General features: G+C 56.0%; 13 protein-coding genes. 6 read left to right on the top strand and 7 right to left on the bottom strand.

Going from position 1 to position 16,700, the window contains the following annotated elements:
* Window positions 1-204: 204 nt before the first annotated feature.
* Entirely contained in the window at window positions 205-1,221 is a 1,017-nt protein-coding gene (locus O2N63_RS16280; RefSeq protein WP_271055358.1) for a hypothetical protein, read from the top strand.
* Between the two features lie 63 nt (window positions 1,222-1,284).
* Here O2N63_RS16280 and O2N63_RS16275 read toward each other — a convergent pair whose 3' ends face one another.
* The 5 genes from O2N63_RS16275 to O2N63_RS16255 all read right to left on the bottom strand — a co-directional run bounded on the left by O2N63_RS16275 (window position 1,285) and on the right by O2N63_RS16255 (window position 6,224).
* Window positions 1,285-2,745 (bottom strand): SPOR domain-containing protein, encoded by a 1,461-nt coding sequence (locus tag O2N63_RS16275; RefSeq protein ID WP_271055357.1) that lies wholly within the window; start codon window positions 2,743-2,745, stop codon window positions 1,285-1,287.
* 183 nt (window positions 2,746-2,928) lie between these two features.
* Window positions 2,929-3,561: a uracil phosphoribosyltransferase gene (gene upp, locus O2N63_RS16270; RefSeq protein WP_271055356.1), complete on the bottom strand. Its 633-nt coding sequence runs from the start codon at window positions 3,559-3,561 to the stop codon at window positions 2,929-2,931.
* Window positions 3,554-4,546 (bottom strand): adenosine deaminase, encoded by a 993-nt coding sequence (locus tag O2N63_RS16265; protein WP_271055355.1) that lies wholly within the window; start codon window positions 4,544-4,546, stop codon window positions 3,554-3,556. The genes upp and O2N63_RS16265 overlap by 8 nt, the downstream gene beginning before the upstream one ends.
* Window positions 4,543-5,757 carry a phosphopentomutase gene (locus tag O2N63_RS16260; RefSeq protein WP_271055354.1) on the bottom strand — a complete coding sequence of 405 codons (1,215 nt, stop codon included), beginning with the start codon at window positions 5,755-5,757 and terminating at the stop codon, window positions 4,543-4,545. Before O2N63_RS16260 ends, O2N63_RS16265 begins: the two co-directional genes overlap by 4 nt.
* Window positions 5,754-6,224, bottom strand: a complete 471-nt coding sequence (locus O2N63_RS16255; RefSeq protein ID WP_333780740.1) for a cytidine deaminase — start codon at window positions 6,222-6,224, stop codon at window positions 5,754-5,756. Before O2N63_RS16255 ends, O2N63_RS16260 begins: the two co-directional genes overlap by 4 nt.
* Window positions 6,225-6,396: 172 nt before the next feature.
* On the opposite strand from O2N63_RS16255, the gene O2N63_RS16250 reads away from it, so the two are divergent.
* The 3 genes from O2N63_RS16250 (at window position 6,397) to O2N63_RS16240 (ending at window position 12,589) form a co-directional block, all read left to right on the top strand.
* Complete coding sequence (locus tag O2N63_RS16250) at window positions 6,397-8,670, top strand: NADP-dependent malic enzyme (RefSeq protein WP_271055353.1); 2,274 nt, start codon at window positions 6,397-6,399, stop codon at window positions 8,668-8,670.
* 303 nt (window positions 8,671-8,973) lie between these two features.
* On the top strand, window positions 8,974-10,860 hold the full coding sequence (locus tag O2N63_RS16245; protein WP_271055392.1) for a propionyl-CoA synthetase: 1,887 nt from the start codon (window positions 8,974-8,976) through the stop codon (window positions 10,858-10,860).
* A gap of 232 nt (window positions 10,861-11,092) precedes the next feature.
* Window positions 11,093-12,589: a sigma-54-dependent transcriptional regulator gene (locus tag O2N63_RS16240; protein WP_271055352.1), complete on the top strand. Its 1,497-nt coding sequence runs from the start codon at window positions 11,093-11,095 to the stop codon at window positions 12,587-12,589.
* Between the two features lie 5 nt (window positions 12,590-12,594).
* Here the strand turns inward: O2N63_RS16240 and O2N63_RS16235 are convergent, their stop codons facing one another.
* The gene (locus O2N63_RS16235; protein WP_271055351.1) at window positions 12,595-13,440 is read right to left on the bottom strand and encodes a DMT family transporter; all 846 of its coding nucleotides are present in this window, start codon (window positions 13,438-13,440) and stop codon (window positions 12,595-12,597) included.
* A 222-nt stretch (window positions 13,441-13,662) separates the two neighbouring features.
* Window positions 13,663-14,424, bottom strand: coding sequence for an NAD kinase (locus O2N63_RS16230; RefSeq protein ID WP_271055350.1), 762 nt, complete (start codon window positions 14,422-14,424; stop codon window positions 13,663-13,665).
* A 177-nt stretch (window positions 14,425-14,601) separates the two neighbouring features.
* Between O2N63_RS16230 and glyA the strand changes: the two genes are divergently transcribed.
* Window positions 14,602-15,894 (top strand): serine hydroxymethyltransferase, encoded by a 1,293-nt coding sequence (gene glyA / locus O2N63_RS16225; RefSeq protein ID WP_271055349.1) that lies wholly within the window; start codon window positions 14,602-14,604, stop codon window positions 15,892-15,894.
* A gap of 59 nt (window positions 15,895-15,953) precedes the next feature.
* A complete protein-coding gene (locus tag O2N63_RS16220) occupies window positions 15,954-16,586 on the top strand; it encodes a hypothetical protein (RefSeq protein WP_271055348.1) in 633 nt (210 codons plus the stop codon).
* Window positions 16,587-16,700 lie beyond the last annotated feature (114 nt).

The following is a 16,700-nucleotide window of genomic DNA, read 5'->3' as shown; positions in this document are numbered from 1 at the left end:
AAACTAGAATCCATTATCGCCAGCGCGGCAAGGCCAAACATGATTAGGCGTTACAAACAGTGTGTTGCCGCCAAACCGGGGGATCGGGCAATTCGTGGCTCTCATCTGACTTTCACAACTCGACCAATCGACAAACGGCCCCTGCATGGCTATTCTTTTCGCAACTAAAACTCGTAAGAGCAGCACAGGACTCGCCACCTGACCATGACGGCCCTCAAGAAATATGACCGGCTCGAAGCGCCGGGCGTGTGGTGTGCCTCACCTGAGGCGCAGCGCGTCAATGTCATTGTGTCCTTGGGAGAGGCATCTCTCACCCTCACCGACATGTCGGATCGAGCCTTGACACATTGGTCCCTTGCGGCGGTTCGGCGGATCAATCCTGGCACGCGACCAGCGCGGTTTTCCCCGTCAGACGAAAACTACGAAGAGCTCGAAATCGACGACGATACCATGATCGACGGGATCGAAAGGGTCCGCAAGGTGGTCGAAAAGCGTCGCGACCATCCGGGGCGTCTTCGAGGTTGGATGGGTGCCCTAACTTTGGCAGGTTTGATAAGTGCAGGGGTGTTTTGGCTTCCTGACGCCTTGCGAAGCTACACCGCAAAAGTAGTGCCTGCCACCACCCGCGCCGCCATCGGCCAGCAGATCTTGAACCAAATTGGTCGTGTTGCGGGGCGGCAATGTGAAGGGGTAACGGCGCGCTCCGCTCTTGACGCATTGGGGCGTCGTGTTCTGGGGGCGGATGCGCCGCGCCTGATCATCTTGTCAGACGGTGTTCAGACGGCCACCCACCTGCCCGGCAAGATCACGCTTTTGAACCGAGCCCTTATTGAAGACTATGAAGAACCGGCCGTAGCAGCGGGCTTCATCCTGGCGGAAGACCAGCGCAGGCGCGAAACAGACCCGATGCTTGGACTGTTGAACCATGCGGGCCTAAAAGCCACCGTTCAACTTTTAACTACGGGGAAAATGCCGAAAGGGGTGGTGGACATCTATGCAGAGTGGCTGCTGACCTCGGACCCCGCCGAACTGGACCCAGACGCTCTATTGCCCAGGTTTGCGGAGGCGGATATACCGTCAACCCCTTATGCCTATGCGCTTGACCTGACTGGAGAAAAGACCATTTCACTGATCGAGGCCGACCCGGTGCCTTTAAGCGCAGCAACCCCTTTGCTGTCGGATGACAATTGGGTGCGTCTCCAAGGGGTTTGCGGCGAGTGATCTACAAATGAACAACGCCCCGTTCTCAGACAGACGGGGCGTTTCATGTCTTTCAGACCTGCGTCACTTTCTCAGGAACGCATCCTGAAAGCCTGCCCTCCGGACCTTGCTTAACGCCGATGTCAGCTGAGCTTGCTGCGTGAACGGCCCTGCCAAAATGGTCTTTACCCCGGATTTCGAAGACATCGACGAGACGGTCAGCCCCATCTTCTGCAGCTTGATGATCACCTTGCGCGCGTTGCTCGGATTGGCAAAACCGCCGACCTGAACATATCGGTGATTTGACGGCTGTGCGCTGACCGATTGCGTGGACGTGATCGGTGCAGACCGGGTCGAGAACACCTCAGTGGCCGGTCCACCGAATATAGGCGCCCCTGACAATGCGGATTTGGGTAGTTTTACCCCAATCAGCTTTCGAGGCGGATCTTCCGTCCAGATCTGCGCGCTAAGGAGATCCCCGCCAACGGTGCGCACCCCACGCAACCGATTCAACCGACCATCATCCCAAGCGACTTTGTACCCCTCGGGGACAGTCACGGGCATGTTTGACGCGACATATGTTTGAGGTGCAATCACAGTGCTGGGCGGCAGCGCGGATTTATCAAAATCACTACGGCGCACAATTGTGTAGCTTCTAGGGGCATGCCCATTTCCTTGCGGAACCGATACGGTTGTGGCGGGCACGCTCGCGACGTTTTCAGATGAGTAAGGCGCAACGCTTTGCGCCTGAGCAACTGATGGGTGCGGAAATGTGGTAACCCGCGTACGCAGCCCGTTTCCATGCGCCACCACATAGCTCTCTGGAACGGTCTGGTGAGAACCGCACTGAAGGGGAACACGCTCTCCGTTCAGGGTCACATAGTTCACATTGGCCTGTGGAGGGCAATTCACTCGTACGCTCTGATCAACAGTCCCGTTATCGGGGACAATCTGCGCATCCTGCAACTCTGCCAGATTGGCCACAGGCGCAACGCTTGGAATAAGTGAAGGATCAACCCCACCGTTCTCGGAATAGCGATCCAGCCAAGAGCGGGGTGCAGGAGAGGGTGGAGGCAAGTCCGGATTGGTTTCATCCGGGCCAAATCCGATCCGCGGCGGTAAGGCCGGTCCAGGTTTCGAAGGACGCGGCACAACCCTTGTGCGCGCAGTGCTCGGCACTTTGCGAACGGTTGTGGACTGAACAGGCGCTGTGGGATTGGACGGTGTTTCAACTGCGGTTACCGATTGTATCGGTGCCGCTGCTTCAACAGGTGCCTCAACCGGAGCAGGCTGAGCTGCGGCCAAGCTGGGTCTAGCCCCGCAAACAACCTCGCGGTTCCGCGTCACACGCGGCACCCAGGTTACATTGCCCGCAACACCGGCGCGGATGTAAATACATCCCCGGCTGTCCACATAGCTATTTCCATCATAGCCAGCAGGCGGAAGTTCGGCAGGTTGCGCGCCTTTTTTTAAACTGAGCGCTTGTGCGCCTGTTGCACTTATACCTGCAAGGATGGCCATTACGGCCGCTGTTTTTTTTATCATGCTCTTGTGCCCCGACACAAAATATTGTGGGCAAGCATGATGGATGACCCTAATGAAGTAAAGGGATAATCCACAAGCCGGGATCAAACCTGTGGATAATTCAAAAAGATTCTTTGTGGAATATGAGAGGATTAACGAAAAACGCCCCGGCGCAGGTCTCTGGCCGGGGCTGTTTTAGCAACCTTATTTTGTGCCGAACATACGGTCGCCCGCATCGCCAAGACCGGGGACAATATATCCCTTCTCATTCAGCCGCTCGTCAAGTGATGCTGTAACAATTGGCACATCCGGATGTGCTTCTTTCATCCGCGCCACGCCTTCCGGGGCAGCCAGCAAACAGAGGAAACGAATGTTCTTTGCGCCGGATTTTTTCAACATATCGATCGCCGCAACCGAGCTGTTGCCAGTGGCCAGCATCGGGTCAACCGCGATCACCAGACGTTCGTCCATGTGCTCGGGCACCTTGAAATAATATTCCACCGGCTCAAGTGTATCTTCATCGCGATAGAGACCAACAAACCCCACACGCGCCGAGGGGATCAGCTCCAACACCCCGTCAAGCAATCCATTCCCTGCCCGCAGGATCGACACCAGCGCCAGTTTGCGCCCCGCAAGGGTGGGTGCATCCATCTGTTGCATCGGTGTGGTGATGGATTTGGTGGTCATCGGCAATTCGCGCGTGATTTCATAGGCCAAAAGCTGGCTGATCTCACGCAGAAGCCTGCGAAACTCGCTGGTCGGCGTGGATTCTTCGCGCATCAAGGTCAGCTTGTGTTGCACCAGCGGGTGGTCAACGACGGTCAGGTGGTCATACATCTTTGGGCTCCAGCAGCTTGGCAATGCGCGCCTTGGTGTCTGCGTTGCAGAACGCAGCATCCAGCGCCACGCGGTTGAGATCGGCAAAATCTGTTTCGTCCCAGCCGAAGACCCTTTGAAGCTCTTCATACTCCTTCGTCATCGTAGTGCGGAAGAAAGGAGGATCATCGGTGGACACAGTGACATTTACCCCCCGTTCCCGCAGCTTGGCAATGGGATGATTTTCCAAACGGTCAAAAACTCCGAGAAACACGTTGGAGCCTGGGCAGACCTCCAACGTGATCTTTTCTTCGACCAGCCGCTCAACCAGGTTCAGATCCTCGATCGAGCGCACACCATGCCCAATCCGGCTCACCTTCAGCGCATCCAACGCCTCGCGCACTTCATCCGGTCCATTCCATTCGCCTGCATGAGTGGTCAGCTTCAATCCAGCTTCGCGCGCCATATCATAGGCATATTTGAAATCGGACTGGTTGCCCGCTTTCTCATCACCGCCCATGCCAAAGCCGACAATCCAGTCGCCCGCAGTCTCTTGCGCACATTTTGCCGTTTCGCGGGCCACATCTCCACCAAAGTGACGAATGCAGGTGACAACCCCACGCAGGGTAATGCCGAAATCGCGCTCTGCCTCATCCGACGCATCTTTGATGGCCGCAAGATAGTCCTTGAACGCCGCCACATCGCGTCCGCCACAGAAATCGGGCGAGATGAAACTTTCTGCATAAACCACACCTTCTTTGGCGCTTTCTTCAAGGATCGCCAGGGTCAGGCGGCGGAAATCTTCTGGGCTTGTCAGCACCGAAGTCGCAGCCTCATAGACCTCAAGGAAATGCCAGAAATCGCGGTAAGCATACCCACCATCCTCAGTGAATATCCGCGAGATATCGACGTTCTTCTCCTTGGCCAGCCCCCGGATAAAGGCGGGCGGGGCCGCGCCTTCGTGGTGCATGTGCAGTTCAACTTTTGGAAGGGATTGGAAGCTCATAGAAAACTCTCCCCTGCACCGCGTTCATTCAGCCCAAGATGGGCCGCGATAGAAGCGGCAATGTCAGAAAAACCACAAACACCGATTTCACGCAGGCCCTGCCCTGTCCCGACGACCGGCACGCGTTCACGGGTATGGTCGGTTCCGACCCATGTCGGATCGTTGCCATGATCGGCGGTAAAGATGATCATGTCGCCGTCGCGCATTTTGTCAAACAGGCGTGGAACTTGCGTATCAAACCACTCAAGCGCAGCAGCATAGCCCGACACGTCGCGGCGATGCCCATACAGCGCGTCAAACTCCACGAAATTGGCAAACACCAGATCGCCATCTTGCGCCGTATCAAAACTGTCGACGAGATGCTCCATCAGATCGCGATCCGCGCCTTTCTTAAGCGTGTCGATACCGCGATGGGCGAAGATGTCGCCAATCTTGCCAATCGCGTGGGTCTTGCCGCCCGCAGCACCAACCCAGTCACAGAGTGTGGGCTTGGGTGGCGTAATTGCAAAATCGCGACGGTTGGTGGTTCGGGAGAAGGCCCCGGACCGCTCGCCGACAAAGGGGCGCGCGATCACACGACCTACGTTCATCTTATGCACCATGGGCGCAACATCCTCACACAGCTTGATCAGACGCTCGAGGCCAAATGTTTCCTCATGCGCCGCAATCTGAACCACGCTGTCTGCCGAAGTATAGACAATGGGCCACCCCGTTCGGATGTGCTCTTCTCCCAGTTCATCCAGAACTGCTGTACCGGAGGCATGTTTGTTCCCAAGCACCCCATCCACATTGGCAAGACGACAAATCTCGGCCGTCAGATCTTCTGGGAATGTTGGAATCGTATCCGGGAAATAGCCCCAGTCCCATGGCACCGGCACGCCGGCAATTTCCCAGTGACCAGAGGGGGTATCCTTACCACGTGATACCTCTTCCGCCGCGCCCCAAAGCCCGGTGGGGGTCGCCCCCATGCCCGGCATCTCATCACCGGAGGCGAGCTTCACGGCCGCTGAAAGCCCCAACGCGTCGAGGTTCGGCATATAAAGAGGGCCGCTTCGCCCGTCTTCCGCCTGCCCGTTTGCACAAGCACGTGCGATATGGGCCAGCGTGTTTGATCCGGTATCAGGCACGGTTTTGTTGTTAAAAAACTGATCGGCATCGGGGGCACCACCGCAGCCCACCGAGTCCATCACCACAAGAAAGGCGCGGGTCATGTGTTTTCCATATGCTTCGAGGCAAACGCACCAGGAAGCAGCTCTTCCATCGACATGGTCATGCTGTTGCCTTCGGTCGTGGTCATGGTGATCTGCACATCACCTTCCGAGAACTCGGCGAGTTTCTGTCGGCATCCACCGCAGGGGGTGACTGGCAACGGTGCATCTGCGATCACCAGCACCTCTGCAATTTCACGCTCTCCGGCGGCGCACATGGCCGCAATGGCGCCCGCCTCGGCACAGGTGCCTTCGGGGTAGGCGATGTTTTCGACATTGCAGCCGGCATAGACATTGCCATCTTTGGTGCGCAGCGCTGCGCCCACTTTAAAGTTCGAATACGGTGCGTGGGCGTTCTCACGCACGGAAGTCGCAGCTTTGAGCAAGGACATGTGCCCCTCCGTTTTGATCAATTGAACAAATCTGACGCGCAACGCGACCGGATGCAAGAGGAAAGCGCGTTTGCGCAAACATCGACGGCGATTTTCTGCTACGCTCTCCCAAAGACACAAGGAAGCGACGAAATGCAGGACGATTGCGACTTGATTGCACAGCGCTTGTCCTTATATTGCAGGCAAAATCGGCAGATGGTTTAAAGTTAAACAATTGCCATTCAGGATCGGGACTTGACGGAGGAACCCCATGAGCGACAACAATTATTCGCGCAAGCGTGCGCTCGATTACCATGAGTTTCCGAAGCCCGGTAAACTGGAAATCCAAGCGACAAAGCCGATGGCCAACGGCCGAGATCTATCTTTGGCCTATTCACCCGGCGTTGCCGAAGCCAGCATGGAAATCGCAAAAAATCCCGCGGCTGCAAGCCGTTATACAGCGCGCGGAAACTTGGTCGCGGTGGTTTCAAACGGCTCTGCTGTGCTTGGGCTTGGCAATATCGGCGCACTTGCCTCAAAGCCTGTGATGGAGGGCAAAGCGGTGCTCTTCAAGAAATTTGCCAATATCGACTGCTTCGATATCGAACTGGATGAGAGCGACCCGGAAAAGCTGGCAAACATCATTTGCGCAATGGAACCCAGCTTTGGCGCGATCAACCTCGAAGACATTAAAGCGCCAGATTGTTTCATCGTTGAACAAATTTGCCGCGAGAAGATGAACATCCCGGTTTTCCACGATGACCAGCACGGCACGGCTATTGTCGTCGGGGCAGCTGCCACCAACGCTCTGAAGGTGGTAGGCAAGTCATTCGAGGATATCAAGATTGTCTCCACCGGTGGTGGGGCCGCAGGGATCGCCTGTTTGAACATGCTATTGAAGCTCGGGATAAAACGCGAAAACGTCTGGCTTTGCGACATCGAAGGGCTGGTTTATGAAGGCCGAGAGGCGGAGATGACTCCGCAAAAGGCAGCCTATGCACAAGGCGCGTCTCCTGCCACGCTGAACGACGTGATCGAGGGCGCGGACCTATTCCTTGGCCTTTCCGGCCCCGGTGTCCTAAAACCCGAAATGGTCGCCAAAATGTCGGATAAACCGATTATTTTCGCGCTGGCCAATCCGACACCCGAGATCATGCCCGACGAAGTGCGCAAAGTCGCTCCTGACGCGATTATCGCGACAGGTCGCAGCGATTTTCCCAATCAGGTCAACAACGTACTCTGCTTCCCTTTCATCTTCCGCGGCGCGCTGGATGTGGGCGCGACCGAGATCAACGACGCGATGCAACTGGGCTGCATCGAAGGGATCGCAGCACTCGCCCGTGCCACCACGTCAGCTGAGGCCGCCGCAGCCTATAAGGGAGAGCAACTCACCTTTGGCGAAGACTACCTGATCCCGAAACCGTTTGACCCGCGCCTGATGGGCGTGGTCGCCAGTGCGGTGGCAAAGGCGGCGATGGAAAGCGGTGTAGCCACCCGCCCCGTCGAAGATCTTGGCGCCTACAAGGCCAAGCTTGATGAGAGCGTATTCCGCTCTGCCCTGATTATGCGCCCCGTCTTCGAAGCAGCATCAAAAGCCCATCGCAAGATCGTTTTTGCGGAAGGCGAAGACGAGCGTGTGTTGCGGGCGGCCCAGGCGATGATCGAAGAAACCACCGATGTACCAATCCTCATCGGTCGACCGGACGTAATTGCCCATCGCGCTGAACGCGCGGGCTTGTCGATCCAGCCGGGGCGCGATTTTGACATCGTGAACCCGGAACGGGACGAGCGATATCGCGACTATTGGGGCAGCTATCACAAAATCATGTCGCGCCAGGGTGTTACACCTGATTTGGCCAAAGCGATCCTGCGTACCAACACCACAGCAATCGGCGCGATCATGGTGCATCGCGAAGAAGCGGACAGCCTGATATGCGGCACGTTTGGCCAATATCTCTGGCATCTCAATTATATCCAGCAAATCCTCGGCACCCCAAACCTGCACCCAGTGGGCGCCCTGAGCCTGATGATCCTGCAGGACGGTCCCCTGCTCATTGCAGACACCCATGTGCACCCCACTCCAACCGCTGCGCAGATCGCAGAAACGGTGATTGGTGCCGCGCGCCATGTGCGCCGTTTTGGGGTCGAGCCAAAAATCTCGATCTGCTCCTACTCGCAGTTTGGCAATCACGGCAGCGACAGCGGCATTCGCGCGCGCGAAGCATTGGCGATCCTCGACAGCGCCCCACGTGATTTTTCCTATGAAGGTGAAATGCATGTGGATGCGGCCCTGGACGCAGAAGTGCGTCAGCGCATATTCCCCGATGCGCGGTTTGACGGGCCCGCAAATGTTCTGGTCTTTACCAACGCCGACGCGGCCAGTGCGGTACGCAACACGCTGAAGGTCAAGGGCGGCGGACTTGAAGTGGGCCCGATCTTGATGGGGATGGGAAACCGAGCCCATATTGTCACCCCGTCGATCACCGCACGCGGGCTTTTGAACATGTCCGCCATCGCGGGCACCCCGGTTGCTGAATACGGCTAAGGGGTTTGAGCTGCACGACATGGAAAGGGAGCTTCGGCTCCCTTTTTTTCTGCCAGCTGAGCAGGTGATAGCCCCTGCAGATCTCGTCGCAAATGTTTGCAGTCAAAACTTTGCAGTTTTGCAAAGTTGACTTAATTTTCAATTCTCACCCGCAATTTCAGGCGGTTTGCAAAAATTTGCAGGCTATTTTTTGCTGATCTGCAAAGTTATTGCGAATTTTGGTCGCACCGCACCTCAAGATACTTGCTCTTACTTCAAGAGCCAGCCTAACTCCTTCACAAGGGATTTAGGAGGACATGTATGATGGCATATAAAGACGTATACAACGCTTGGCAGGACAACCCGGAAGCTTTCTGGATGGAGGCCGCTGAAGCCATCGACTGGGACAAAGCTCCGTCGAAAGCACTTTTTGACGAAAACGCTCCACTCTATGAGTGGTTTTCGGACGGGATGGTCAACACCTGCTGGAACGCCGTGGACCGCCATGTGGAAAACGGACGCGCGGATCAGGTGGCAATCATCTACGACAGCCCGATCACGGGCCGCCAATCGAAAATGACCTATGCAGAATTGAAGGATCGGGTGGCGAAAGTTGCCGGAGCGCTGGCTGCCAAGGGCGTAACCAAGGGTGACCGGGTCATCATCTATATGCCGATGGTGTCCGAGGCGTTGATTGCCATGCTCGCCGTAACCCGCATTGGCGCGGTGCATTCGGTGGTGTTCGGTGGCTTTGCCTCGAACGAGTTGGCGGTGCGCATTGATGATGCCAAACCTAAGGCAATCATCGCCGCATCCTGTGGGTTGGAACCGGGCCGCATCGTCGCCTATAAGCCGCTTCTGGATGGTGCCATTGATCTGTCAGAGCACAAGCCGGACTTTACCCTGATCCTGCAGCGTGAGGAGCATGTTGCCGAGCTGATCGACGGGCGTGATTTCGACTGGGCCGCGGCCGAGGCTGCTGCTGCGCCAGCCGATTGTGTGCCGGTTGAGGGCAATCATCCGGCCTATATCCTTTACACCTCCGGCACCACCGGCCAGCCGAAAGGCGTAATTCGTCACACGGGCGGGCATCTGGTGGCGCTGAACTGGACCATGAAAAACCTTTACAACGTGGATCCGGGCGACGTGTTCTGGGCGGCCTCCGATGTGGGGTGGGTTGTGGGCCACAGCTACATCACCTATGGGCCGCTGGTGCATGGCAACACCACCATCGTGTTTGAGGGCAAACCGGTCGGCACCCCAGACGCGGGCACCTTCTGGCGGGTGATTTCCGAACATAATGTGAAGAGCTTCTTCACCGCACCCACCGCCTTCCGTGCCGTGAAGCGCGAAGATCCGAAGGGCGAGTTCGTGAAGAAATACGATCTGTCCTGTCTGAAACAGGTTTATCTGGCCGGTGAACGCGCCGATCCTGACACGATTGTCTGGGCTCAGGATCAGTTGAACGTGCCAGTAATCGATCACTGGTGGCAAACCGAAACCGGATACGCGATTGCCGCAAACCCGCTGGGGATCGAAGAGCTACCGATCAAGCTGGGCTCGCCTTCCGTTCCAATGCCGGGCTTTGACGTGCAGATCCTTGATGAAGGCGGGCATGAGATGCCAGCCGGGGAACTGGGCGCGATTGCCATCAAACTCCCCCTGCCCCCAGGCACTTTGCCGACGTTGTGGAACGCTGAAGAACGCTACAAATCGAGCTACCTCACCACCTTCCCCGGTTATTACGAAACCGGTGATGCGGGCTACAAGGATGAGGACGGATATGTCTACATCATGGCGCGCACCGATGACGTGATCAACGTGGCCGGCCACCGCCTGTCGACCGGCGCAATGGAGGAGGTTCTGGCCTCGCACCCTGACGTGGCCGAATGCGCAGTTATTGGCGTGACAGACCAACTCAAAGGTCAACTTCCGCTGGGCATGGTCTGCCTTAATGCTGGAGCGGACCGGGATAATGCCGATGTCACTGCGGAGTGTGTAAAACTGGTGCGTGAAAAGATCGGCCCGGTTGCAGCCTTCAAGCTTTGCATTGTCGTGGATCGCCTGCCCAAGACCCGTTCAGGCAAAATTCTACGCGCCACCATGGTATCGATTGCGGATGGCAAGGCGTTCAAAATGCCTGCGACCATCGACGATCCGGCCATTTTGGACGAGATCAAGGACGCACTTGCTGAAATCGGCTATTCTTAAGTATAGCCAACGTTACAATTTTCGATAAAAAACACCCCTAAATTGCATTTAGGGGTGTTTTCTTACGCCGTTTCCAGAACTATAGATTCAAAATCAACTTTTACGTGAAGCTCACCCGAACCGGGTGATCTGGCAGACAGCAGTGACGCATATACATATAAACGACCTAAATTCCGGCCCCGCACATTCGACAATCACGAAGACCACAGCTTCAACACTCCTTGCCTTGGTCATGGCCGATGACAAGCTTGCTGAGCTCATTCCACCCCAACTATTCGAAAGTTCGGGGGGCAAGGCGATCTACGCCGTGGATTTGCAGCACGTCGAAACCTGCTTGTCTCAGTCGGTGCCTGACGCAGTTTTCATGCCACTGCTTCTGAATGGCGCATCAACATTGCCCTTGTTGAAAAAACTCAAAAGGCTTGATCCCTCACCGCTTATTGTTGTCATCGCCCAAAGCGATCAGATCAACCTTGCCGCCGAGGCCATGCATGTCGGTGTATTTGAGTGCCTGTTCCAACCCTTCAGCCAAGAGCGCCTTGAGTACACCATTCGAAGCGTAGCCGAAACACTGTCCCCACCTATGGCAGATCCGAATGCTCTGTCAGAGGACCCGGAAGCACCGCAATCTGCTGCTGCAAAAGGTTTCAAGCAGTCAAATTTCACCTGTCCCCCTGAGACACCTTCACGCCTCAACACAAACAAGCACCCTGACAAATTGGCACTCTCTGCTCCAGAAAACTCGGACCAGATCCGTCAATCTTCCCATTCGACCAATGATGCTGAGTTCGACCCCGCTCCAAGCTGGCGTTTGGTTGGAGAAAACAGTCAGATGCAATCTATCCTTCAGGTTTTGAAAGACGTGGCGGCATCAATGGCGCCTGTTTTATTGCACGGAGAGATCGGAACGGGGAAAGAGCATTGCGCGCGCCACATCCATGAAAACTCAGGGCGCGATCAAGATCAGTTTGTTGTGATCGACTGCGCGTCCTTGACCCCAGATAAATTTTCAAACCTTATATCTGGACATTCAAATTGGGGGCGAACTGAAACCACACAAAGCAAGCCCGGGACGATTTATCTGGATGAAATTGCAAACCTCATCCCCAGCGTGCAAAGCCAGTTTGTGCAGTATATTCGATCAGGAAATCTTCACCAGGTTAAAGCGGGCGACCCTCAATCTGAAGACAATCGAATTATCAGCGCAACTTCTCGCGATCCCAAACCCCTGTCTTGTGGGGGCGAAGTGCTGGACGAGTTGTTTTTCCAGTTGCATGTCGTCCCCGTCGCGCTCCCCCCTCTTCGTGATCGGAAAGAAGATATTTCCGCTCTCGCCCTGCAATTTCTTGAGGATTGCGCCAAGGCAGAGCAGCGTAAGTTTGAGTGTATTTCGCCTGAGGCCTTGGAAAGGCTGCACCGGCATTCCTGGCCGGGCAATGTGCTTGAATTGAAATGCGCAATCTGGAACTCCGTGTTGTGTCATGACGGGAAGACCCTGACCGCCGACATGCTTCCTTCGTATATTCAGACCCCATCCAGCACCGCGCCGCATCACGCTCAGCCTGACAAGGGGTTGGGCAATTTGGTGGGGCGAAGCTTTGCCGAAATCGAACAGCTGGTGATCGAAGAGACCATTCGCACCCATGGCGGGTCGATCCCCAAGGCGGCGAATACACTTGGGTTGTCGCCATCCACAATTTATCGCAAGCGGGAAATCTGGAACAATTAACCCAGCTAACTATTTAAATTAATTTCTATTTTCACCATCCCCACAGCGATCCCCCCCAGCACCAACAGCGCCGACACCACCATGTGCATCGTCAGGGTTTCGCCGAGCAACACCACTCCCATCGCGATCGCGATCACCGGGACCGACAGCTGTGCCAGCGCGCCGATGGTCGCCCCAAGTCGTGGAAGTATAGAATACCACAGCGCATAGCCGAGACCTGAGGTGATGGCACCCGAGAATATGGCAAGGGCGACGCCCTCTAATGACAACACCACCTCGCTGGAGCTCGACACCCAGACCATTGCAACCAATGGAAGAGAATAGATAAAATTCCATGCCGTCGCCCCCAGAGGGTCCGTCGCACCGCGCCCGATCAGGGAATAAACACCCCATCCAACGGCGGCAACGGACATAAGGAAAAAGCTGACAAGAGAGAGCGAGATCCCTTCGCTCGGCCACAAAAGAAGGGCCAGTCCAGAAAGCGCCAACACGGCCCCAATCCAACGCATCGCCGGTAAGGTCTCACCCCCATATACCGCACCTGCAAACATTGTCACCTGCACGCCACCAAACAGGATCAGCGCCCCAAGCCCGGCATCCATCTCTAGGTAAGCATATGAAAAACCAAGGAGATATACTGTCAGCGCGATCACCCCCCAGAGATCGGGGCGCCGTATTGAAAACCCTTGATGCATAGACACAAGCCCCACCAACATGACCGCCCCGCTGGCCACCCGGATCAGCGCAAAGCTCAGTGGATCGCTGGCATCCCCTGCCAAAGCTGCGCGGTTCAACAGGGAATTCGCAGCAAATGCGATCATGGTCAGCGAGGTCAGGGCAAACAGGCGCATTATGTCTCCGGGTTTTGGGACAGTGACGCATAAGAATGCAGGACTGCCAAAGTGTGAGTTGAGCCGCTCACACAGTCTTGTCTATCGCGTCGGTATGGGCAAAAACATTAAACTCTTTAACGGTCACAAACGCGAAACATTAAACTCTTTAATACCTGAAACCGTCAAAGTTTAAACTTTTTAGGCCCCTTCCGAGGGCGGTTGATCCAGCCTCGCCACAGATCAGACAAACTGTTCTCGGATCAGCCGCTCTTCCAATCCATGCCCCGGATCAAACAGGATCCGATGACTGATCTCGGCATCCGAACGGATCTCGACCGAGACCACATTCTGTACCTGACGACTGTCAGCATCTGCCATCACCGGGCGTTTCTCTGGCTGCAACACGTCAAACCGGACGGTGGCATTTTTCGGCAAGAGCGCTCCGCGCCAGCGCCGGGGGCGAAACGCCGCCATGGCGGTAAGCGCCAGCACATCGGACCCAATCGGCAAAATTGGGCCGTGGGCGGAATAGTTATATGCGGTCGACCCGGCGGGGGTACACAGTAGCGCCCCATCACAGACAAGCTCCTCAAGGCGCACCCGCCCGTCCACGCTGATCTGCAATTTTGCAGCCTGAGGACCGGCGCGCAGCAGACTCACCTCGTTGATGGCGAGCGCCTCATGGGTTGTGCCTTCCTCATCCACCGCAGTCATCGAAAGCGGGTTGATCACCTCTTCTTCGGCCGCGATCAGACGATCAATCAGCCCATCAAGGTTATATTCGTTCATCAGAAATCCAACGGTGCCGCAGTTCATTCCGTAAACCGGTGCCGCCAGTTCCTGGGTCTCGTGCAAGGTCTGCAACATAAACCCATCGCCGCCCAGCGCCACGATCACATCTGCCTTTTCCGGGGGCACATTTCCATATCGTGCCACCAATTCTTCACGTGCGACCTGTGCCACCTGCGCCTCGCTGGCGAGGAAAGCGATTCTCTGCGACATCTTGGTTTCCCTTCCTGTCCGTCGTTTCCGAAAGAACCACAAGTTTCGCGAAAGTGCCAGTCATGACGCGTCTTTCCACCTCTAGGTCGCATTCTGCCCCTTGCCCCCTAAAATGTTTCCGATAGGAAATACGCAACAACGTACTCACCATTGTCACCCAGCAGAGGACAAACGCGCATGACTGATACCCGTGATCCTGGCTTCTTCACCGAAAGCCTCGCCACTCGTGACCCAGAGCTTTGGGGTTCGATCACCAATGAGCTTGGTCGCCAGCGCGACGAGATCGAACTGATCGCCTCCGAGAACATTGTCTCAGCCGCCGTGATGGAGGCACAGGGTTCGGTTCTGACCAACAAATACGCCGAGGGCTATCCGGGGCGTCGCTATTATGGCGGTTGCCAATATGTGGACGTAGCCGAAAATCTGGCCATCGACCGCGCCAAGGAACTGTTTGGTTGTGAGTTTGCCAACGTGCAGCCGAATTCGGGTTCGCAGGCCAACCAAGGTGTGTTCCAGGCGCTGATCAAACCCGGCGACACCATTCTGGGCATGGACCTGTCGGCCGGCGGTCACCTGACCCACGGCGCGCGTCCGAACCAATCGGGCAAGTGGTTCAACGCCGTGCATTACGGTGTGCGCCGCGAAGACAGCCTGATCGACTACGATCAGATCCAGGAACTGGCCACCGAGCACAAACCCGCCCTGATCATTGCTGGCGGTTCGGCCATTCCGCGTGAGATCGATTTCGCCAAATTCCGTGAGATTGCTGACTCGGTTGGCGCCTACCTGCTGGTCGACATGGCCCACATCGCTGGTCTGGTTGCGGCAGGCGAGCACCCCTCGCCCTTCCCGCATGCCCATGCGGCCACCACCACCACCCACAAGACCCTGCGCGGTCCGCGTGGCGGGATGATCCTGACCAATGATGCCGATATTGCCAAAAAGGTGAACTCGGCCATCTTCCCGGGCATCCAGGGTGGTCCGCTGATGCATGTGATCGCTGGCAAGGCCGCGGCCTTTGGCGAAGCGCTGAAGCCCGAGTTCAAAGCCTACCAAAAGCAAGTGCGTGCAAATGCCGTGGCACTGGCTGATCAGCTGATCAAAGGCGGTCTGGACATCGTGTCTGGCGGCACCGATACCCACCTGATGCTGGTCGACCTGCGCCCGAAAGGCGTGACCGGCAACATCGTGGACGCCGCCCTTGGCCGTGCCCATATCACCACCAACAAAAACGGTATCCCGTTTGACCCGGAAAAGCCCATGGTCACCTCGGGCATCCGCCTGGGTACCCCTGCCGGGACCACCCGCGGCTTTGGTGAAGCAGAATTCCGCGAAATCGCAGATCTGATCATCGAAGTGGTCGACGGTCTGGCCGCCAATGGCCCGGATAACAACGCAGATGTAGAAGCCACGGTGCGCGCCAAAGTCGCCGCCCTCTGCGCCCGCTTCCCGCTGTATCCGAACCTGTGATCGGGCGGATCATAACGGTATGAAACGAAAGCCCCGCCATCTGGCGGGGCTTTTTTAGTATGGGGTATTCAACTGGGTTGATTGGCTGCCAGAGAAAACCTACAATCAACTTTAAGTTGAGTTTTTATTACCTGCGAGGGAACGTGGCCCACTCGATTGATGAAGTAAGAATTTGGCCCTCATTTCTCGACGCCATAGTTTTAGGGCCTGTTTGGAGTGTTTTCGCTTCGCCCTTAATAGGATTCATGATGGTCAAATCGGCTATCACAAATGACGACATGGCGGCGTTACTTGCAATTGCGGTCATGCTGCTTGCGCCGCTCATCACCTTATGCGCCGTCCCAATCATCAAGCTATGGTTACGTTCTCAAACAGGCGGGTACTGGGGAGCTGTTGTAATTGGAGGAGTTGTGGGAACAATCTGCGTTTTCACTTTTGCTCTCTTTGATGGGCCCATTTCAAATCTAAACGGCTTAATAATTTTTATCGTGCTAGCGGGCATTCCGTTTGGCTCGGCTTATGCTTCTGCTTTCTGGATTTCGTTAAACCAAAGAGCGACCGACAACTTTCTGGGACCCCGTTGGTCAAAACCCAACATCGCTAAAGCTCTGAGCATCACACTGGCTTTCGTGTTGGTCCCACAAGTTATACTTCTGTTGTGGACTTATTATCATGCAGGTTCCCATGGATAGTATAGCGGAGCGTTTCATTTGCAGGAAACAAGGAAAACACCCAAGGCTGCCCACCAACTTTCCACGGCTTCTCAGGTTTGGTTGCCAGATGTGCTAAACTCCCAACTCAGCGAT

The sequence above is a fragment of the Aliiroseovarius salicola genome, from assembly GCF_027891095.1.
GTDB classification, from domain to species: Bacteria; Pseudomonadota; Alphaproteobacteria; order Rhodobacterales; family Rhodobacteraceae; genus Aliiroseovarius; species Aliiroseovarius salicola.
Note: the sequence above shows the minus strand (reverse complement) of the source record. Positions and strands in the feature narration are given on the sequence as shown.